We start from the raw sequence: 20,883 nt of genomic DNA, 5'->3' as shown, positions 1-20,883 counted from the left end.
GTTCAGCGGACCTCTGCTCGGGCTCTCGGACGGGTATCGTTGCGTTCGTTCTGGAAAATCGCCGGCGGCAAGGGCGGCAATTCCCGGATGATGTCGGCTCCCTTTTCACCCACCATGATGGTCGGCGCATTGGTGTTGCACGAGGGGACCCTCGGCATGACCGAACTATCACAGACGCGCAGGCCCTCCAAGCCCCGCACCCTGAGATCGAGCCCCACGACGGCATCCTCTCCGGTGCCGATCCTGCACGTGCCGACCGGATGGTGATCGGTCTTGGCATTGGCGCAGGCATAATCGAAGAGTTCGTCGTCCGACATAACCTTCGGTCCCGGCAGGCGCTCGGCCAGCACATAGGGTTTGAGGGCTGCCTGTTGCATGATTTCACGCGCCAGCTTCAGGCCTTCGATCGACATCTTGCGATCATGCGGATCGGACCAGTAATTGGGATCGATCAGCGGCGCCTGAGCCGGATCGGACGATCGAAGCCGCACGGTTCCACGCGAGCGCGGATGCAGATAGGCCGAGTTCAGTGTGACGCCGGCATTTTTTAGTTTCTCGACGCCGGCCTCGATGCCCGATCCGAGGCCCAGGTGGAATTGAATGTCGGGTGATCGTGCATCGGGGTCGGCATACCAGAAGCCGCCGGTCTCGAAGAGGGAGGAGGCGACAGGTCCGGTGCGGAAGAGTACATACTGTATGCCGGCCCAGAGTGTCCGGTGCAGCTTTGCGACGCCGTCATAGGTGTGGTCGCCGGTGCATTCCGAAATCACGAACAGATCGAGATGATCCTGCATGTTGGAGCCAACGCCCGGCAGATCGTGGCGCACGTCGACGCCGACCGCGCGCAGATGATCGGCCGGACCGATGCCCGACTGCAACAGGAGCTTCGGCGAGCCGATGGCGCCCGAGGAGACGATGACCTCGCGTTCGGCGCGAATGATCTCGGAGCCCGAACCCGTGATCACTTCGACGCCAGTGGCGCGCTTGCCTTCCAGTACCACCCGCGCAACACGTGCGCCGAGCCTGACGGTGAGGTTCTTGCGATTGCGGATCGGCGAAAGATAGGCGAGCGAGGCCGAAGAGCGGCGACGGTTGCGCTGGGTGAGCTGATAGAAACCGACGCCAGCCTGCTGGCGGCCGTTGAAATCGTGGTTGTAGGGAATGCCGAGTTCCTGGCCGGCCCGGATATAGGCGTCGCAGATCGGCAGCGGCGACACCGGCATCGAAACGCCGAGCGGACCGCCATAGCCGTGATAATCATCGGCGAAACGCTGGTTATCCTCGGCACGCTTGAAATAGGGCAGCACCGAGCGATAGTCCCAGCCTTCGCATCCCTCTTCGGATGCCCAGAGATCGTAATCGGCAGCATTGCCGCGCGTATAGAGCTGGGCATTGATCGATGAGCCGCCGCCGATCACCTTGGCTTGCGTATAGCGCAGCACGCGGCCCTTCATATGTTTCTGCGGCACGGTTTCCCAGCCCCAGCTGGCAACGCCCTTTGTCATCTTGGCGAAACCGGCCGGCATGTGGAAGAGCGGGTTCCAGTCGCCGCCGCCCGCTTCGAGCAGCAGCACCTTGACGGACGGATCCTCGGTCAGGCGGTTCGCAAGCACGCAGCCAGCCGGTCCCGCGCCCGTGATGATATAGTCGTAGGTCATGAAAACTCCTGTCACAAACGGGGGATCGAGAGGCCGCCATCGGCATCGATCACAGAACCGGTCGCAAAACCGAACTTGCCCGAGGCCAGCGCGCTGACCATGGCGCCGATATCGGCCGGTTCGCCCCACCGTTTCATCGGCACCAGACCGGCCTCGATCAACGCATCGTATTTGGCAGAGACGCCGGCGGTCATGTCGCTGCGGATAATGCCCGGGCGAAGCTCGAAAACGGCGATGCCCGTTTCGGCGAGCCGAAGCGCGAGGCCCTGGGAGAAAGCGGAAAGGCCAGCCTTGGTGACGCAATAGTCGATCCGTTCCGGCGAACTCATGCTGGAGGAGACCGAGGTGATGTTGACGATCGTGCGGGCGGCAGCTGTCGCCTTCGATGACAGCATGGTTTTGACGACGGCCTGGGTGAAGAAAATGGTTCCGCGCAGGTTGGTGGCGACGATCGTATCGAAATTGGCCGGATCCAGTTCGAGAAAATCACCGCGCACGACCGAGGCGATACCGGCATTGTTGATGAGACAGTCGATCCGGCCGAACCGTTCGACGATCGTATCGACAGCCCTTGTATGGGAGGAAAGATCGGCAAGATCCGACTGGACATAGATGGATTGGGCGCCGAGCCTTTCCAGTTCGGTCAATGTCGGATCGCCATCGGTTGCCGCACCGATGCCGGTGAGTGCGATGTCGTAGCCATCGGCGGCGAGCGCGCGGGCAATGCCGAGGCCGATGCCGCGGCGACCGCCGGTGATGATTGCAACGGGACGCTTTCCGGTCATGTCGCGAACTCCTTGCTGGCAATATGATCGGCGACGCGTAGCGCCTGTGCCGCGATCGTCAGGGCAGGATTGACGGCTGCGGATGTCGGCAGGAAGCTTGCATCGACGACGAAAAGATTGGCGTGATCGAATGACCGGCACCAGATATCGAGCGGTGCCTTGCCCGGATCATCGCTAATCCGGATCGTGCCGCACTGGTGCGAAGGTGTGCGCTTGTCGAAGGCGCGCGACAGCACGATCGGGAAGCCGGCCTTGCGCAACACGGCCTTCAGTTTTGCAACCAGATCGAGATGGGCCTGCCAGTTGGTGCGGTGCCATTTGAGGATGATGCGATCGCCATCGACCATCACCCGGCTTTCGGGATGCGGAATGTCCTCGCTCATCGCGTAAAAATCCACGGCATGGATCGAGACCCGGTTGAGCAGCCATTCGGGCACTGATGGCATGTTGGCTTTCAGGATCTTGCCCGAGACGCGCCCAAGCAGCTGCACATTGCCGAGCGGCGGGCCGCCTGCGCCATCCGACAGGTAGAAGTCATTGAAGCCGAAAGTCTTCTGGTAGGTCGAGCGGTTGACGAAGAAGGGTGAGAGTGCCAGCACCGCGCTCGAATTATGGTTCATGAAGTTGCGACCGACCTGATCGGACGAATTGGCCAGCCCCCGGGGATGGTGCTCATTTGCCGAGCGAAGGAGGAGAGCGGCCGATTGGACCGCGCCGGCAGAGAGCACCACAAGCCGGGGGCTGAGGCGATGTTCGGCACCGTCCTTGCGATAGACAATACCGGAGATGCGATTGCCGTCGGTGGCGGTTTCGAGCCGCACGACCCGGGCGTTGGTCATCAGTTCGACATTGGGGTGCTTGAGCGCTTCGGCAAGTGCTGTCGTTTCGGCATCCATCTTGCCGTCAGCCCGATGCGGATGTGCATCCCACGGGGTTTTGCCACCCTTGAGCCAGGCATCGATATCGACGCCAAGCGGTAGCGAATAGGGATGCATGCCTGCGGCCTTCAATCGGGCGCGGACACGCGCAATCACCTTTTCCTCCCGCACCGGCGGATAGGGGTAGGGCGTTGAATGTTCGGGCTCGGTTGGATCCTCCCCCAGGGTGCCGCGGACCTTGAAAAGGGTCTCGGCGCGGCCATACCAGGGTTCGAGCTCCTCGTAGGGGAACGGCCAGGCGGGCGAAACACCTTCGCGATGCCGGAGTTCGGCGAAATCTTCCTTGCGGTAGCGCGTCAGGACGGCGCCATAGAATTTCGAATTGCCGCCGACATTGTAATAGTTGCCGGGATTGAAGGGCGCGCCATCGGCCTCATACCAGACTTCCTTCGGCCGGAAGAAACCGCGCTGGAAGATGGCGCGCTGGTCGCGATTTTCCGGTCGGTCGATCAAATGATCGCCCGCTTCCAGAATGAGGATCCTGGCGCCGGTCCTGGCAAGTCCGGCGGCAATGGTTGCGCCACCGATACCGGAGCCGATGATGACGATGTCGGGAGCCCTGGTCATGATGCGATCCGTCCTCAGGCAATCCGGCCCTGGCTTTGCGGATCGAAGAACACCGCCTTGTCGAGGTTGAAGGCCAGCCGTGCCACCTGACCGGACTGGATGCGCGCGTCGGCGCGCAGCCGCGCCACCACTTCCTTGCCGCCGAGTTTGGTGACGGCGAACGTATCCGAGCCGGCGGGCTCGACCACCTCGATCAGGCAATCGCCTTCGGCGACGGTTGTCGCATTGCGGTCGGCACCTTCGATATCGGTCAGCGCTTCGGGCCGAATGCCGAAAATTACCGGCTTGCCGAGATGCTGGCCTACAGCTTCCTTTCCGGGCGCGACCGGCAGCAGGATTTCCTCGCCGGAAGCTCTCGCCAGAGCCACGCTGAAACCGCCATTGTCATTCTTGCGGACGGTTCCATTGAGGAGGTTCATCGCCGGCGAGCCCATGAAATCGGCCACGAACATGTTGGCCGGATTGTTGTAGATCTCGGCCGGTGATCCGAATTGCTGCAAAACGCCATCCTTGAGCACGGCGATCTTGGTCGCCAGCGTCATGGCCTCGATCTGGTCGTGCGTCACATAGACGATCGTCGTTTTCATGCGCTGGTGCAGCCGCTTGATCTCGGTGCGCATGTCGACGCGCAGCTTCGCATCGAGGTTGGAAAGCGGCTCATCGAACAGGAAGACCTGCGGATTGCGTACAAGCGCACGGCCCATGGCCACGCGCTGGCGCTGGCCGCCCGAGAGCTGGCTCGGCTTGCGATCAAGAAGATGACCGATCTGCAGGATTTCGGAGACATCCTTGATTGCCTTCTCGCGGATCTCCTTGGGCACTTTCCGGATTTCCATGCCGAAGGCGATGTTTCCGGCCACCGTCATGTTGGGATAGAGCGCATAGGACTGGAAGACCATTGCGATGTCGCGCTGCGACGGCGGCAGGTTGGCGACATTGCGGCCGTTGATCGAGATCTCGCCCGAGGTGATCGGCTCAAGCCCGGCGATCGTGTTGAGCAGGGTGGATTTGCCGCAACCGGATGGGCCGACGAGCACCAGAAAACCGCCCTGTTCGATCTCGATGTTGATGTCTTTCAGGATTTCAAGCGCGCCATAGGATTTGCGCAGGTGCGAAATTTTGAGGAACGACATGATTTATCCTTTCACGGCGCCGGACATCAGTCCGCGGACGAAATAGCGGCCGGAGACGATGTAGACGATGAGTGTGGGCAGGGCGGCGAGGATCGCACCGGCAAAGTGGACATTGTATTCCTTGACGCCGGTGGAGGAGGAAACGAGGTTGTTGAGCGCCACGGTCATCGGGGTCGAATAGGGGCCCGAGAAGGATGCGCCGAACAGGAAGTCGTTCCAGATGTTGGTAAACTGCCAGATGACCGACACCACGATGATCGGTCCCGACGAGGGCAGCAGGATGCGCCGGAAGATCTGGAAAAAGGATGCCCCGTCAATCTGGGCCGCGCGCACCAGCTCGGTCGGGAAATTCTCGTAGTAATTCCGGAAATAGAGTGTGGTGAAGCCGAGGCCATAGATCACATGGACCATGATCAGGCCCCAGATCGAACCAGCCAAGCCCAGAATGCCGAGGATGCGCGCCATCGGGATCAGCACGATCTGGAACGGAATGAAACAGGAAAGCAGCAGCATGCCGAAGAAGATGTTGGAGCCGCGGAACTGCCATTTGGTGAGCACATAGCCGTTGAGTGCCCCGATGATGGTGGAAATGGCCACGGCCGGCACGACCATCAGGATCGAGTTCAGGAAGAAGGGCTTGAGGCCCGTTGGCTGGACGCCGATCTGCGCTGTCGACCAGGCCGAGATCCACGGTTCGATCGTCCAGGTTTGCGGCAGGTTGAGCATGCCGCCCTGGCGGATTTCCTCCAGCGGCTTCAGCGAATTCACCACCATCACATAGAGCGGCAGGAGGTAGTAAATCGCAAAGAAGATCAGGGCCGTGTAGATCAGTGCGCGGGTGAGACGGCCGTGCGAGATCGCATTTTCGGGATTGGAACCGCCACTCATCAGCGTTTTCCTCCGCGGATTTCGGAATAGAGATAGGGCACGATGATCGAGAAGATCATGATCAGCATGATGATCGCCGACGATGCCCCGATGCCCATCTGGTTGCGGGTGAAGGTGTAGGAATACATGAAGGTCGCCGGCAGTTCGGTCGCCTGGCCCGGTCCGCCGCCGGTCAGGGCAACGATCAGGTCGTAGGCCTTGATGGCGAGATGGGCGAGTACCACGAAGGCGGAGAGAAAGACCGGCCGCATCAGCGGAATGATGATGCGGCGATAGATCGTCACCGTGCTGGCCCCATCGACCTGCGCCGCCTTGATCATCTCGTTGTCGACGCCGCGCAGACCGGCAAGGAACATTGCCATCACGAAGCCGGACGATTGCCAGACGGCGGCGATCACGACGCAATAGATCGCGAGCTTGTTGTCCTTGATCCAGGTGAAGGAGAAACTCTCCCAACCCCAGAGATGCATGGTGTTCTCAAGACCGATGCCGGGATCGAGAAACCACTTCCAGGCTGTGCCGGTGACGATGAAACTGAGTGCCATCGGATAGAGATATATCGGACGCAGCACACCTTCGCCGCGGATCTTCTGATCGAGCAGGATGGCGAGAAACAGGCCGAGAACCGAGCAGATCGCGATATAGAGCGTGGCGAAGATCGCGAGGTTGCTGATTGCCCGCCACCAGTGCGGCAAGGCCCAGAGTTTCGCGTAGTTCGAAAACCCGACGAAGGTGTAGTTCGGCAGCATCTTGCTGCCAGTCATCGACAGATAGCCCGTATAGGCAATGAAGCCATACACGAACAGAACGATGACGACGAAGCTTGGTGCCACCACGATCTTCGGCAGCAACTCCTGGAGCCGGTTGCGACTGTTCATCGCTCAACATCCCCGATGTGCGTTGTGATGATCGGCCGATTGTCCGGACGATCGATAGCCGACATCAATGCTCGTCCCGATGGACAAGGTGATCCGAAGGCAGTGGTTCTGAAAGAGACAGGAGCCGCGATAGTCACGGCTCCCGTCATTGCGCTTACTTTGCGCCTTCGACGGCCGACACGAGTTCCTTGACGGCATCCTCGGAGGAAAGCTCGCCGTTGAACTGACGGGTGACGACGTCATAGATGGCGTTCTTCACAGCTGCCGGATTGGCATGGCCATGCGCCATCGAACCGAACAGACGGCCGTTCTTGTCGGCGTCGGCGAGGTCGGCCATTGCCTTCTTGCCGCAGGCGTCAAACGCATCGTTCGGAACGTCGGTGCGTGCCGGCGCCGAGCCCTTGACGACATTGAAGGCCGACTGGAAGGTCGGGTTCTCGATAGCCGAAGCCATCTGCAGCTGAGCCGGCACCTTGTCGGCAGAAACCTTGAACATCGCGAACTGGTCGGAGTTGAAGGTCACGGCGCCCTGGGTGCCGGGGAAGCGCATGCAGACGAAGTCGGTGCCCGGCGTCTTGCCGGCCTTGATGAATTCGCCCTTGGCCCAGTCACCCATGAACTGAACACCGGCCTTGCCTTCGATCACCATGGCAGACGCCAGGTTCCAGTCGCGACCGGAGAAGTTGTCGTCGACATAGGACCGCAGCTTGGTCATGCGGTCGAAGGCTTCCTTCATCTTGTCGGAGCCGAGGGTCGCCGAGTCGAGATCGATGAAGGCCTTCTTGTAGAAATCGTCACCGAGCGAGAGCACGACGGCGTCGAAAAGGGTCGCGTCCTGCCAGGGCTGGCCACCGGCTGCAATCGGGGTGATGCCCTGTGCCTTGAAATTGTCGAGCATGGCAATCAGTTCGTCCCAGCTCTGCGGCTCCTTGCCACCGGCCTTGTCGAGCGCGGCCTTGTTGATCCACAGCCAGTTGGTGGAGTGGACGTTGACCGGAGCGGCGATCCAGTGACCGTCATATTTCGAGAACTGCTGCAGGGCACCCGGGATGACCTTGTCCCAGCCTTCCTTGGCGGCGATCTCGTCGAGATTGCCAAGCGCACCTTCCTTGGCCCAGTCGAGAATGTCGAAGCCGAGCATCTGCACGGCCGTCGGTGCGTTGCCGGCAGTGACGCGGGCGCGCAGGACGGTCATAGCTTCGGTGCCGCCGCCGCCGGCGACGGGCATGTCTGTCCAGGTGATGCCCTTGCTTTCGAGGTCCTTCTTCAGAACGTCGAGAGCGGCAGCTTCGCCGCCAGATGTCCACCAATGCAGGACTTCAACATTTTCCGCGGCCCGTGCGGCACCCTGGGATACGCCAAGGGCGAGCGCCATGGCGGCGGTTGTCATCAAAAACTTGCGCATCGTATTCCTCCCGTTTGCAAGTTGTCCGGCGGATTGTCCCGCCATTCCCAAACCCGTCATCGACCCTTCGATGCCGGGGTATTTCGCTGCACTTTAACCTGTGCATGGCTATTTAAAACGTTATAAATTTTTTTCTGTCAAGAACCTCGTCGCTTTTTGCGTTTCAAAATAAAATCATATAATTCAATAGCTTGATTTATAGGTTTCGCTGCGTTGCACAATATATCGCAATTGCAAACGTTTCAAAATCAACAGACTGCGCTTGCTGCTGGTCAAGCAACGGGCTAGCCTGTGTCGCGGAAAGCCCGAAATGCGGAAGAGAGAATGACAACCATCCTGGAGAGCGAACGGAAGAGGGGCGCTGGCAAGCCGACGTTGAAGACGGTGGCGCAGGCAGCCGGACTTGCTGTCGCAACGGTATCGCGGGCGCTGGCAGACGATCCGCTGATCAGCCGGACGACGCGTGATCGCGTGCGTGAAATTGCCGGACAGCTCGGTTATGCGCCGGATCGCGCCGCCCAGAGGCTGAAGACCGGCCGAACCAACGTCATCAGCGTCCTTCTGGATCCGCACGAGGAAATCCTCGGTTTTGGCACGTCGCTGCTCTATGGTCTGACCAAGGCGCTCAAGGGCACGCCCTATCATCTCATCGTGATGCCGAACTTCCTCGAAACGTCGAATGTCGAGGCTGTCGATTACATCATCCGCAACAACCTCGCCGATGGGATCATCTTCACCCGCACGGAAACGTTCGATCCGCGGGTCCGGCGTTTGATCGAGGCCGGTTTCCCCTTCGTCAGCCACGGAAGAACGGAATTCACGACGCCGCATCCCTATGTCGATTACGACAACTTCACCTTCGCCCTTGAGGCTGCCAGGCGCCTGATTGCCAAAGGACGTAAGAAACTCACCATCATCCTGCCGCCCAAGCGGCTGACCTTCAGCCAGCATATGTTGCATGGCTTCATGACCGCCGTCCGCGAAGCGGGCATCGCGTTCGAGATCGACGATGGTATCACGCTCGATTCCACCGCCGGCATGGTCCGGGATCATTTTCGGACCCGCCTGACGCAGCCGGAACCGCCGGATGGGCTGATCTGTCCCGGCGAAGTCTCGGCGCTTGCCGCCATTACCGGCCTCAATGAAGGCGGCTGGGTGCTTGGTCGCGAATTCGATATCGTCGCCAAGCGCACGTCGCGTCTGTTGTCCGATATCCAGCCGATGGTCGAGACGATCTATGAAGATCTGACCGAGGCCGGCGAAACGCTCGGCAAGGTGCTTCTGCGGCGTATAGCCAACCCGCAAGCCGCGGGCCTTCAGGTGCTGCTCGAACCGCCGGTGCAATTCGAACCCATGCCGCGTTGAGGCAGCCTGCCTGTTCGCGAAACCAACCATGACTGCCTCCTTTCCGTTCGGGTTGCTGTCGTCTGACTTACCGCGGCATCCACCAGTTGGTGCGATTGCCGATATGCATGTTGAGCGTCTTGGTTTCGGTATAATCCTCGACCGCATGGCGCCCGAGTTCGCGACCGAGACCGGATTGCTTGTAGCCGCCGAAGGGCAGTTCTGAGGCGCCATCCATGAATGTGTTCATCCAGACGGTGCCGGCACGCACCTTGCGGCCAATGGTCAGGCAGGTGTCGAAATCGCGACTCCAGACACCGGCGGACAGGCCGTAATCGATCGAATTGGCAATCTCGATCGCCTCTGCCACCGTTTCGAAGGTCAGCACGGAGAGAACCGGGCCGAATACTTCCTCGCGGGCGACCGCCATATCCGGTCTGACGCCTGAGAGGATGGTCGGGGCCATGAACTGGCCCATGCCGAGATCGAGCGCGTCGCCGCCATGGGCGATTTCGGCACCGCCGGCTCGGGCACCCGAGACGTAGGAAGCGATCTTGTCGAGATGCTGCGGCGTGATGATCGCACCGACCTGTGTTTCGGGATCGAGAGGATCGCCGACCTTCACTTTCTTCGCCAGTTCTGCGACCCGCGCCACGACATCATCGGCGATGCTTTTGTGCAGGATCAGCCGCGAACCGGCATTGCAGCATTCGCCGGCATTGAAATAGGCGCCGAAGACGGCGGCATCGATGAAGGCGTCAAGATCGGCATCTGGGAACACGATTTGTGGGTTCTTGCCACCCAGTTCGAGCGAGACCTTCTTGAGCGTCTGGGCAGCATTGGACATGGTCAGGCGGCCCACCCCGGTCGAGCCGGTGAAGGAAACCATATCGACCTCTGGATGCGAGGTCATGACCGCGCCGACCTCCGGTCCTGTGCCGGTGACGATGTTGAGAGCGCCCGCCGGCAGGCCGGCTTCGAGAAGGATCTCCCCGAGCAGCACCGTCGAGCCCGATGTCAGTTCGGACGGTTTGACGACGGTCGTGCAGCCGGCCGCCAGTGCGAAGGGCAGCTTCTGGCTGACGATCAGGAAGGGGAAGTTCCAGGGCGTAATGATCGAGACGACGCCAACCGCCTCTCGCAGGACGACCCCAAGCGTGCCGTCGCCCAGCGTATTGTAGCTCTCGCCATGGAGATCACGCGCAAGGGCGGCAGCATAGCGCCAGATGTCGACGGCACCGGCGATCTCGCCGCGCACCTGGCTGATCGGCTTGCCGGCCTCGATCGCATCGAGGAAAGCGAGTTCGTCTGTGCGCGCGGCAATCAGATCGGCGGCCTTGAGCAGCACGTTCGATCGTTCCGCTGCCGTCATGGTCGGCCAGGGGCCAGTATCGAAGGCCTTGCGGGCAGCGCGAATGGCGGCTTCCGCATTGGCCCTGGTGCCAGAGGCGAACCGGCTCACCACGGTGCCATGGCTGGGAGCAATACGCTCGATCGGCGCGGCATTGCCATTCAGCCATTGGCCGCCAATCAGCATGCGAAAATCGCGGATCGTGTGGTTTGCGAGCGTCTTCGGGGTGACAAGGATCGTCATCACCATTCTCCCTTGAATTGAGCCGGGCGTTTTTCGCCAAAGGCGGTTACGCCTTCTTTCAGGTCGCCAGTCTTGGCGACGAGGATGGAGCCGAGCGCTTCGGCGGCCGATCCATTGTCCTCGCCATTGGCCATGGCGATCATCATTTTCGTGATTTCAAGCGCGGCCGGACCGCGGTCGGCAATCCGCATCGCATAAGCGCGGGCGGCATCGACCGAGCCGCCGGTTTCGACCACGGCATCGACAAGACCGAGTGTGCAGGCTTCCTGGGCAGAGAAGATTTCGCCACCCAGTGCCATGCGGCGGACCAGTTGCGCCCCGAAACGCTTGACGAGCCGCTGGGTGCCCGACCAGCCCGGAACCATGCCCAGACCGGTTTCCGGCAGGCCGATGCGGATATGGTTCTCGGCGATGCGGATATCGGCAATGCCGGCGAGTTCGAGACCACCGCCCAATGCATGGCCGTTCAATGCTGCGACCAGCGGCATCCGCAATGTGGCAAGTCGTTCGAACACGCGATGACCGTGGCGCACCCAGGCATGACCAAACTCCTGTGGCTGCATGCCTGCCCAGGCCTTGATGTCGCCGCCGGCGGAAAAGCCCTTGCCCTCTCCGGTCAGAATGGCTGCGCGAACCGCCGGGTTGGCTTCGATCTCATCTGCAGCAGACGAAAGCGCGCTCAGCATATCGAGATCGAGTGCATTGAGCTTTTCCGGACGCGAAAGCGTCAGGATTGCGACCGGACCCTCGAGGGTGATCTTGACGGTGCCGCTGCTCATGCCTGACCACCCTTCAGCGTGCGGAATGGCTTGGCGGGCAGGCTCAGCCCGATGCGCGCTTCAGCGAAGAGTTCCGCATCCATGGTCTTGAGCCTATCGGAAACGATCAGCGGAAATTCCGACTGGTCGAGAATGTCGCGCTTCAGGTCGATGCCGGGGGCGATTTCGGTGAGCATGATGCCGTCGGCCGTCAGTTTCATCACGGCACGTTCGGTCACATAGGTAATGTCCTGGCCTTGCGCGATCGCGCGCGGACCCGAGAAGGTCACATGTTCCACTTCATTGACGAGTTTCCTGAGCTTGCCTTCCTTGTCGATCACCAGCTTGCCATCGGAGAGTGACAGCTTGGCGCCGGCATTGAACATGCCCGAGAAGACGATTTTTCTGGCACGCGCCGTGATATCGACAAAGCCGCCGGCACCAGCCGTGACATGCGGTCGGAATGCGAGCTTGGAGACATTGACCGAACCATCCTTGCCGATTTCCAGAAAGGACAGCAGCGAAGCATCAAACCCGGCACCCTGGAAATAGGTGAACTGGTAGGGTGATGGCATGTAGGCATCGGCGTTCGAGGCGCAGCCGAAGGCAAAATCGAGTAGCGGTACGCCGCCAACGGCACCCTGTTCGATGACCCAGGTCACCGCGCCATGCAGCCCTTCCTCGAGCAGGATGCGCGGAACATTGGCGGAAATGCCGAAGCCGAGATTGACACAGCTTCCTGCTTCAAGCTCCTGCGCCACCCGGCGGGCAATAACCTTCTGGATCGAGAATTCCTGTAATTCGAACGTCTCCAGCGGCCGGAAGATCTCGCCCGAGATGGCGGGGTCATAGGGCGTCTGCGTGGTCTGCTTCTGGTCCGGATCGACGACGATGTAATCAACCAGCATGCCGGGCACCCGCACATCGTGCGGCTTCAGCGTTCCATCCTTGCAGAGACGCTTGACCTGGGCGATGACGATGCCGCCATTGTTACGGGCTGCAAGGGCCTGATCGAGGCCGCCGAGATAGGCGCCCTCATGTTCATATGTCAGGTTGCCGCGTTCATCCGCCGTGGTGGCGCGAATGATTGCCACCTTGGGAATGATCGAGCGGAAATAAAGCCAGGTCTCGCCATCGAACGTGACCTTCTCGACGATCGGCTCGGCGCTCGCGCGCTCGTTCATCGCGCAGCCCTGGCGCTCCGGATCGACAAAGGTTTCGAGCCCGACCTTGGTGAGCACGCCCGGCCGTTTGGCCGCCGCCTCGCGATGCATGTCGAAGAGAATGCCCGACGGAATGTTGTAGGCCGGGATTTCGTTGCCGGTCACCATTTGCCAGATCAGCGGCGGTTCCGAGGAGGAAGGGCCTGACGGATAGGAGCCGGCCAGGATCTTCTTGAGCAGTCCCTTGCGGGCGATATGGTCGATCCCCTTGATCCCGCTCATGTCCCCGGCGGCGATCGGGTGCAAGGTGGTGAGGTCGCGCGGATGGCCGGTGGTCTCAAAGCGTTCGCCGATGGCTTTCAGCATCGCATCCGGGCAGCCGAGGCCGCTCGACGAGGAAACGGAGACGATGGCGCCATCGGGGATGAGATCGGCGGCTTCCTGGAGCGTGATATGTTTCTTCACCGTGATAGTCCCGGATTGATCTTGCAGGCTTCGTTCGTTGTTGCGGATGTGAGGACGGCAAGCCCTGTCGCAAGCGACCAGATACCGTCTTCGCCGCTGGCCGCGACCGTGCCCTTGCCGAGGATCGCGCCATGGAAGGCAGAAAGTGCGGTCTCGTAAAGATTGGTGCGGTCGATCTCGAGTTCGGCCTCGCCATCGGCATTGCGCAGCAAAACGCTGCCCACCGGCTTCTGGGTCATGACATTGCGGGCCACCAACGAGCCCTCGCTGCCATGGACTTCAAAGCCGGTTTCGGCGTAACGCGCGGTAAACGCATCGTGGAACTGGGCGATCAGGCCTGATTTGAACCGCAAGACGCCCATGACGCCATCCTCAAGGCCCGATTGCCCCATGCCGGCCGATTGCTTCATCGCCACAGCCTCGACCGGATCGTCACCGAGCACGAAGCGCAGGGTGTCGGCGTCATGGACCGTGATGTCGAGGATCACGCCACCACCGGCCTCGGGCCGGTCGAGCCGCCATCCCTGCAGATGCGGTGGCAGATAGACGGCATGGAAGACGCGGGCGGCGAGGGGGCGGCCGATGCGGCCATCTCGAATGGCCTGGCGCATGGCGCGGTGTGTTCCCGCATTGCGCAGATGATGGTTGGTGGCAAGAACCACGCCGGCCTCACGCGCTGCCGTCACCATGGTATGGGCATCGGCAAGGGTGAGCGCCAGCGGCTTTTCGCAGAGAATATGCTTGCCTGCTTTGGCTGCGGCGAGCGCCTGCGGCAGATGCAGTTCGTTGGTGGTCGAGATATAGACCGCCCTGATTTCGGGATCGGCGAGCAGGGCATCGAGATCGGTCGTCGCGTTCGCGATGCCGTTTTCCTGCGCATAGGCTTTTCCGCGCTCGGCATTCGAACTCATGACGGTGCGGATTTCACCGCCGGTCGCACGGATGGCGCCAATGACCCATTCGCGCGCGATCGTGCTTGCGCCGATCAATCCCCAACCGATCGTCATGCTTTTTTCCTCATCTGTTCGACATCGACCGGGCCGCGATGGGCGCCGCAGCTTTCGCGGACGACGAGCCGAACGGCGGTCACGATCGTTTCGGGTTCCGGTTTGCCGGCATTGATCTGCTTGAGTAGCAACTGGGCGGCGCGACGTCCCATCCCTTGCGGGTCGACAGCGACCGTGGTGAGAGCGGGGACGGCGGTTCCGGCCTCTATGACGTCGTCGAAACCGATCACGGCAAAGTCTTCTCCGGGCTCAAGGCGGCGGGCGCGCAATCCGTCGCAGGCACCGAAAGCCACAGCATCATTGAAGCAGAGCGCTGCGGTGGGGCGGTCCGGCATCGCCATGGCGCGGCCGACAGCATCGACGCCGCCGGCGCGCGATGGTGCCGATGCGATGACAAGATCCTCGCTGAAGCCGAGCCCCAGATCCTCCATCGCCTGTCTGTAGCCGGCAAGGCGCTCGCGGAAGACTTCGGTATTGGCAAAGCCACCCATGAAGGCGATGCGCTTGTGGCCGAGTGTTGCCAGATGGCGCACGGCCTCGATCGCCCCTTCCATGTTGGCAGAAAGAACCGACGAAATCCTGGCGCCAGGCAGGCCGCGGACCACGGCCACGACAGGAATGCCCGCGGCGACAAGCGGCTTGAAATCGGCAGCGGCGGTGCCGCGCGCCGGCGACACGATCAGCCCGGAAATGCCATGTTCGCGCATCGAAGCGATGACCTCTCGCTGGCGGTCGATGCTCTCGCTTGTGTTGGAGAGGAACTGCACGAAGCCGGCCGACTGCACGACCATATCGACGCCCACCGCCAGTTCTGCAAAGAAGCTGTTGGTGAGGTCGTTGACGACAACGCCGATGATGCGGGTCTTGCTGCCGGTCTGACGCAGGTTGGCAGCGCCGCGATTATAGACGTATCCGAGATCGCGCATGACGGCGCTGACCTTCGTTCGTGTGCTTTCATTAACGAGAGGGGAGCCTTGCAGAACCAGCGATACGGTCGATTTCGACACGCCGGCGGCTTTTGCAATATCAATAACGGTCACCCGCTTATCGCTCATGCTGCCCTCCCAGTTTCATCCTCAAAACAGCGTTTAATTGGAACGTTCCAAAATGTCAATGCGAATGGCGGGGATTTTTGTTGATCGGCGCTCGAAGCTCAGACTTCCGAAAAATAGCTAATAATAACAATATTAAGACGCGTAAAAACATCGCAAGGCCGAGTAATATCGTGCAATGGTGGCTCAGGGATGGGCGAAAATAGACTTGAAAATTGGAACGATCCAAATTATTGGCAGGACAATCGTTGGAGGAACCCATGGCCTTGACCCTGAAATTGCCGGGCGCCGATGGCGCGGTGACAAACTATGCGCTCGTCGGTATGCCGCTGTCGCGGCCGTCCGCCCCGCCGCAGTTCAACCGGATCGCCTATGCGGCGGCCCATGTCGTCTCCGATCCCATCAGGGAGACCGATCCCTGGGGCAAGCCGGCGATCGATTGGGAGACCACCATGGCCTTCCGGCATCATCTCTGGAGCCTCGGGTTCAAGATCGCCGAGGCGATGGATACGTCGCAACGCGGCATGGGGCTCGATTGGGCCGGTGCGCAGGAACTGATCCGGCGTTCGCTGGCCGAGGCGGCCACCGTACCCGGCGCCGATCTCGCTTGTGGCGCAGGCACCGATCATCTCGCCCCCGCCGATGCACGCTCGCTCGATGATGTCATCCGCGCTTATGAAACGCAGATCGAATTCGTCGAGAAACATGGCGGTCGTGCGATTATGATGGCGAGCCGGGCTCTGGCCCGCATTGCCCGGTCACCGGATGACTATGCGAAGGTCTATGGAAGGATCCTGTCGCAGGCGCAGAACAGGGTGGTGCTGCATTGGCTGGGTGACATGTTCGATCCGCAGTTGGCCGGCTATTGGGGCAGTAACGAATTCGGGCAGGCTCTCGATTGCGTGCTCGCAATCATTGAGGCCAATCAGGCCAAGGTCGAGGGGATCAAGATCTCGCTGCTCGAAAACAGCAAGGAAGTCGAACTCCGCAATCGCCTGCCGGCAGATGTTCTCTGCTTTACCGGCGACGATTTCAATTATGCGGAGTTGATCGAGGGCGACGGCCAGAAATATAGCCATGCGCTGCTCGGGATCTTCGATGCCGTGGCGCCATCCGCCTCCAAGGCGCTGGCAGCGCTTGCCGCTGGCGATGTCGGTACATTCCGGTCCGTCATTGCGCCGACCGTGCCTTTGTCGCGCAAGATCTTCGAGGCACCAACGCAATATTACAAGGCTGGTGTTGTGTTCCTCGCCTGGCTGAATGGTCACCAGAGCCATTTCAGCCTGCCGGCCGGGATGCAGAGTGCCCGCGGTCTCAACCACTATGCCGAGATCTTCCGGCTGGCCGACCAGGCGAATGTGCTCGATCAGCCGGAACTTGCCGTGAAGCGGATGAAGAATTTCGTCGGGGTTTATGGTATCGAGCCGTGATGCCCGACCCGTGATCTGCGGTCAGATAAAGCCTAGGGTCAAGACTCAATCAGGTTTCGGGCGTGGCGCGAGACGGATTTTGATTCTGAACAGGAGAAAAGCCTGCCGTGGAGCGCAACTCCACAAAGGGTTTTCGACGCCTTCAGAACAAAAATCCGCCGCGTCCCGAAGGGATATAGTGAAAATCGCCCGGTTTGGCGTCGCAACTCCTCGATGGATGATCGATCCATCTTCGGATCTGCTTCTAAAACCGAACGATTTTCCCGCATACCACGCGCCAAATCCTGATTGAGTTTTGACCCTAATGCTTGTCCTGGCGGAGATAGGTCGCGCCCAAAGCCTCAGGCTCACCGGATCCTTTCCCCATCAAGGCGGCGAGGAACAGCATCGCCAGCGTCAGTGCGTAGGGCAGCATCATCATCAGATAGACCGGCACATCGGCACCCACGGCCTGCAGCCTCGGGATCAGCGCATCGGCACTGCCGAAGAGAAGCGCACCGAAGATGGCGCGTCCCGGGCTCCAGTTGGCGAGGATGACGAGGCCAATCGCAATCCAGCCGCGCGCGGCAATCATGTTTTCGACCCAGACATGGCTGGTGGCGACGGTGAGATAGGCTCCCGAAAGGCCGCAGAGAAGTCCGCAGACCAGAACCGCCGCGAGCCGCGTCCATTGAATGTCGACGCCCGCGACATCGGCGGCGGACGGGTTTTCGCCTGTGGCCCGCAATCGCAGACCCGCTCTCGTATAGCCGAGCCACCACCACAGAAAAATTGCCAGCAGCGGTGCGAGCAGCGACACGATGTCTTGCGCGGCGAGGAAGCGGCCGAGGCTCGTCTGCTGGTCGAAGGAGAGCATCTCTCCGAATTTCGGAAGTCCAGCAAAGGTTTTCTGGGTGAATGGTCGCCCGACAACGCCGGTTATGCCGAGGCCGATCGCGACAACGGCAAGCCCCGCCAGGGTTTGATCGACCCGGAACACGACGACAGCCAGCCCAAAGACCAGTGACAGCGCGATTGCTGCGCCGGCGCCGGCGACAAAGCCGATGAGTGGATCATGACCCGAAAGCACGGTCACAGCCGCCGCCATGGCACCCAGCGCCATCAGGCCTTCGGCTCCGAGGTTGAGCACGCCGGCGCGTTCGCTGATGATCAGGCCGAGGCAGGCCAGCAGCAGCGGTGTCATGTAGCTGGGTACAATCGCGGCCCATCCGACCAGAAAATCCGTCATGTTGGTTCCCCGTCGCGTTGCGTCCTGTCAGGAAAATGGATCACGTAGGTGCTGAAGAAATTGGCCGTCAGGACCGACATCAGTACCGTGCCCTGCGCCAGCACGATGACGGCTTCGGAGACGCCGTAAAACACCTTCAGCACATTGCCGGCCGTATAGACGGCGGCGAGCGCCAGCGCGACGAAGACGACCCAGAAGGGGCGTGAACGGGCGAGATAGGCGATGACGATGGCGCTGAACAGATAGCCGGAACTCAGCGCCTGGCTGAGCCGATGCTCGGTTCCCGAAAGGATGACTGCGCCGGCCAAGCCGGCAAGGCCGCCCGACGACAATGTCACGATCATGGAAACGGCGGCGACCGGTAGGCCGGTCTGGATGGCCGTGCGGCGGTTAAAGCCGATGGCATTGGCGATATAGCCAAGCGGCGATCGCTCGAGAAGAACATAAAGAATGACGGCAATGATCAGGGCAAGCACGAGACCGGTATGGATCTGCCCCCAGCCGAGCGTGGAAAACTGGCTGGCTGGGGGAAACTCCACCGTGATCGGAAAGCCGTTGGCCGGATCGCGCCAGAGACCAAATAGCAGATGCTGCACGAGCAGGAAGGCAATGTTGGCAGACAGCAGCGTGGTGATCACCTCGTTGACGCCAAAGCGTGCCTTCATCCACATCCATGGCCAGATGAAGAGTGCCCCGGCACAGAATGCGGCGATGAGCCCAAGCGGCAGGCGCAGGGCTTCGGGGCCGACATGGTGTAGCGCCACCCAGGTCGCCGCAATCGCTCCCATCCACATCTGCCCCTCGATGCCGATGTTCCAGAAGCGGATGCGCATGGCAATGGCCGATGCCAGCCCGACAAGGATCAGGGGTGCGGAGGCTGTCAGGGTCTGGGCCAGCCCATCGCTGGTCATGAAGGTCTGGATCACGAATTCCTGCAGCAGATCGGCTGGCGGAACACCGACCCAAACCAGAATGGCAGCCGAAAGGCCAAGGCCGATGAGCAGCCCGAACCCATAACCAAGAGCGGTGCGCCATGCGCCCGGATCCTGTCGGCGAATGAGAAAAGCAGTATTAAGCATGACCGGCCAGCAGGCCTCCGATCCAGTCGAGGGTTACATCGGCAATCGCTCTCTCACCGGCAATGGCGCCGCCGTTGATAATCGCAACCCGATGCGATAGCGCGAGAATTTCCTGCAGGTCTTCACTGATGAGCAGGCACGCGGCCCCCTGTTCCACGGCTTTGGCAATGGCGCTGCGCACGAAGGCGCTCGCCTTGACGTCAAGCCCGCGCGAAGGCGAGTGGGCAATGAGGATCTTCATGCCGGGATCGAGCTCGCGCGCGAGCAGAACTTTCTGGGCGTTGCCGCCGGACAGAAGCTCCGTGCGGCGGTCTGGTGCTGCGCCCCGGATATCGAAATGCGTGATCGCCTGTCTGGCGTTCTCAGTCATTTTCTTGCGATCAAGCAGGCGAAGGCGGCCTGGAACCTCGCGCGCAATCTCCGTCATGACCAGATTTTCCGCCACCGTCATTTCCCGGATCAAGCCTCCGGCGAAACGGTCGGCCGGGATCAGGCGAAGCCCCATCGCGCGTCGCGCCTTTGGTGGCAGATCGTCGATCCGCTCGCCAGCGATGGTGATGGTTCCGGAAACCGGCTTCAGTCCGCCGGAAAGGCAGGCGACCAGCTCTTCCTGTCCGTTGCCGCCGACGCCCGCGAGGCCGAGCACTTCGCCCGCTCGCAATTCAAGGCTCACACCCTCACGCGATTTCTGCCCGGAAAAACGCAGATCCTTGACCGCAAGGCGGATGTCACCCGGTTGACTTGCGGGTCGTTCACTTGCCGTAACGGTTTCACCGACGATCAATGTTCCGATCTCCGCTTCCTGAACCTCTGCCATCGGCGCGGATGCCAGGACCGTTTGTCCATGACGCATGATGGTGATCTTGTGCGAGAAGTCGGCGACTTCCTTCAGCTTGTGCGTAATCAACACGACGGCCAAACCCTGATCGGCGAGGCGGCGGGTGAATTCCAGCAAGGCGCGGGATTCCTCTTCCGTCAGCACTGCCGTCGGCTCGTCGAGGATGAGGATACGGGCGCCCAGGAGCAGCACCTTCAGGATCTCGGCGCGCTGGCGCTCGGCGATCGAAAGCGTCGATACCTTGCGGGCGGGATCGATCGTTAGTCCTACCGCTTCGGCTTTCTGCCGCAGGAGCATGGAGGCCTCTTTGAGCGACCGCGCCTGCGCGCCGAGCGTGAGCAAGGCATTTTCGGCCACCGTGAAACTCTCGACCAGGCGAAAGTGCTGATGGACCATGCCGATACCGGCACGGGCCGCGTCTGCGGGCGAGTTTGGCGTATAGGCAATGCCGTCGAGACGCTGTTGGCCGGCATCGGGAGCATAGATGCCGGCCGCAATATTCATCAGCGTCGACTTGCCGGCACCATTTTCACCGACAAGGGCATGAACTTCGCCCCAGGACAGCGTGAAGCCGGCATGGTGTAGCGCCGGCTTGCCGTCAAACGCCTTGGCAATGCCAAGCATTTCCAAGGCGCAAGGTGTTCCCGGCGGCAGTTTGTGCGGAAGGCCTGGC

At 61.0% G+C, this 20,883-nt stretch carries 17 protein-coding genes; 2 read left to right on the top strand and 15 right to left on the bottom strand.

What is annotated here, in order from left to right:
* Nucleotides 1-2 precede the first annotated feature (2 nt).
* The 7 genes from Q4481_RS11775 to Q4481_RS11745 all read right to left on the bottom strand — a co-directional run bounded on the left by Q4481_RS11775 (nucleotide 3) and on the right by Q4481_RS11745 (nucleotide 8,252).
* A complete protein-coding gene (locus Q4481_RS11775) occupies nucleotides 3-1,658 on the bottom strand; it encodes a GMC family oxidoreductase (protein ID WP_304376537.1) in 1,656 nt (551 codons plus the stop codon).
* Between the two features lie 11 nt (nucleotides 1,659-1,669).
* Nucleotides 1,670-2,443 (bottom strand): 3-ketoacyl-ACP reductase, encoded by a 774-nt coding sequence (locus Q4481_RS11770; RefSeq protein ID WP_304376536.1) that lies wholly within the window; start codon nucleotides 2,441-2,443, stop codon nucleotides 1,670-1,672.
* Complete coding sequence (locus Q4481_RS11765) at nucleotides 2,440-3,948, bottom strand: GMC oxidoreductase (protein WP_304376535.1); 1,509 nt, start codon at nucleotides 3,946-3,948, stop codon at nucleotides 2,440-2,442. Before Q4481_RS11765 ends, Q4481_RS11770 begins: the two co-directional genes overlap by 4 nt.
* 14 nt (nucleotides 3,949-3,962) lie before the next feature.
* Nucleotides 3,963-5,081 carry an ABC transporter ATP-binding protein gene (locus tag Q4481_RS11760; RefSeq protein ID WP_304376533.1) on the bottom strand — a complete coding sequence of 373 codons (1,119 nt, stop codon included), beginning with the start codon at nucleotides 5,079-5,081 and terminating at the stop codon, nucleotides 3,963-3,965.
* 3 nt (nucleotides 5,082-5,084) lie between these two features.
* Nucleotides 5,085-5,969: a carbohydrate ABC transporter permease gene (locus tag Q4481_RS11755; protein WP_304376532.1), complete on the bottom strand. Its 885-nt coding sequence runs from the start codon at nucleotides 5,967-5,969 to the stop codon at nucleotides 5,085-5,087.
* Complete coding sequence (locus Q4481_RS11750; protein WP_304376531.1) at nucleotides 5,969-6,847, bottom strand: carbohydrate ABC transporter permease; 879 nt, start codon at nucleotides 6,845-6,847, stop codon at nucleotides 5,969-5,971. Before Q4481_RS11750 ends, Q4481_RS11755 begins: the two co-directional genes overlap by 1 nt.
* A 154-nt stretch (nucleotides 6,848-7,001) precedes the next feature.
* On the bottom strand, nucleotides 7,002-8,252 hold the full coding sequence (locus Q4481_RS11745) for an ABC transporter substrate-binding protein (RefSeq protein WP_304376530.1): 1,251 nt from the start codon (nucleotides 8,250-8,252) through the stop codon (nucleotides 7,002-7,004).
* Nucleotides 8,253-8,576: 324 nt separating this feature from the next.
* On the opposite strand from Q4481_RS11745, the gene Q4481_RS11740 reads away from it, so the two are divergent.
* Nucleotides 8,577-9,617: a LacI family transcriptional regulator gene (locus Q4481_RS11740; protein ID WP_304376529.1), complete on the top strand. Its 1,041-nt coding sequence runs from the start codon at nucleotides 8,577-8,579 to the stop codon at nucleotides 9,615-9,617.
* Between the two features lie 67 nt (nucleotides 9,618-9,684).
* On the opposite strand, the gene Q4481_RS11735 is transcribed toward Q4481_RS11740, so the two are convergent.
* Genes Q4481_RS11735 through Q4481_RS11715 form a run of 5 tightly spaced genes read right to left on the bottom strand, consistent with a single transcriptional unit; the run spans nucleotide 9,685 to nucleotide 15,638 of the window.
* Entirely contained in the window at nucleotides 9,685-11,196 is a 1,512-nt protein-coding gene (locus Q4481_RS11735; RefSeq protein ID WP_304376528.1) for an aldehyde dehydrogenase family protein, read from the bottom strand.
* Nucleotides 11,190-11,969 carry an enoyl-CoA hydratase/isomerase family protein gene (locus Q4481_RS11730; RefSeq protein ID WP_304376527.1) on the bottom strand — a complete coding sequence of 260 codons (780 nt, stop codon included), beginning with the start codon at nucleotides 11,967-11,969 and terminating at the stop codon, nucleotides 11,190-11,192. The genes Q4481_RS11735 and Q4481_RS11730 overlap by 7 nt, the downstream gene beginning before the upstream one ends.
* Nucleotides 11,966-13,576, bottom strand: coding sequence for an acyl CoA:acetate/3-ketoacid CoA transferase (locus tag Q4481_RS11725; RefSeq protein ID WP_304376526.1), 1,611 nt, complete (start codon nucleotides 13,574-13,576; stop codon nucleotides 11,966-11,968). Before Q4481_RS11725 ends, Q4481_RS11730 begins: the two co-directional genes overlap by 4 nt.
* A complete protein-coding gene (locus Q4481_RS11720) occupies nucleotides 13,573-14,583 on the bottom strand; it encodes a Gfo/Idh/MocA family protein (protein WP_304376525.1) in 1,011 nt (336 codons plus the stop codon). Before Q4481_RS11720 ends, Q4481_RS11725 begins: the two co-directional genes overlap by 4 nt.
* On the bottom strand, nucleotides 14,580-15,638 hold the full coding sequence (locus tag Q4481_RS11715) for a LacI family DNA-binding transcriptional regulator (RefSeq protein WP_304376524.1): 1,059 nt from the start codon (nucleotides 15,636-15,638) through the stop codon (nucleotides 14,580-14,582). The genes Q4481_RS11720 and Q4481_RS11715 overlap by 4 nt, the downstream gene beginning before the upstream one ends.
* Nucleotides 15,639-15,895: 257 nt before the next feature.
* Here Q4481_RS11715 and Q4481_RS11710 point away from each other — a divergent pair, with 257 nt between their 5' ends.
* A complete protein-coding gene (locus Q4481_RS11710; RefSeq protein WP_304376523.1) occupies nucleotides 15,896-17,065 on the top strand; it encodes a dihydrodipicolinate synthase family protein in 1,170 nt (389 codons plus the stop codon).
* Nucleotides 17,066-17,366: 301 nt separating this feature from the next.
* Here Q4481_RS11710 and Q4481_RS11705 read toward each other — a convergent pair whose 3' ends face one another.
* From Q4481_RS11705 to Q4481_RS11695, 3 genes are read right to left on the bottom strand one after another with little or no spacing between them, the layout of a single operon-like run.
* A complete protein-coding gene (locus tag Q4481_RS11705; protein WP_304376522.1) occupies nucleotides 17,367-18,293 on the bottom strand; it encodes an ABC transporter permease in 927 nt (308 codons plus the stop codon).
* Nucleotides 18,290-19,372, bottom strand: a complete 1,083-nt coding sequence (locus Q4481_RS11700) for an ABC transporter permease (protein WP_304376521.1) — start codon at nucleotides 19,370-19,372, stop codon at nucleotides 18,290-18,292. Before Q4481_RS11700 ends, Q4481_RS11705 begins: the two co-directional genes overlap by 4 nt.
* The gene (locus tag Q4481_RS11695; RefSeq protein ID WP_304376598.1) at nucleotides 19,365-20,834 is read right to left on the bottom strand and encodes an ABC transporter ATP-binding protein; all 1,470 of its coding nucleotides are present in this window, start codon (nucleotides 20,832-20,834) and stop codon (nucleotides 19,365-19,367) included. The genes Q4481_RS11700 and Q4481_RS11695 overlap by 8 nt, the downstream gene beginning before the upstream one ends.
* Nucleotides 20,835-20,883 lie beyond the last annotated feature (49 nt).

It is taken from the genome of Fluviirhizobium alvei, assembly GCF_030551875.1.
In the GTDB taxonomy this organism is placed as follows: Bacteria; Pseudomonadota; Alphaproteobacteria; order Rhizobiales; family Rhizobiaceae; genus Rhizobium_E; species Rhizobium_E alvei.
The sequence above is the reverse complement of the archived record's forward strand: the minus strand, read 5'-3'. Positions and strand labels throughout refer to the sequence as shown.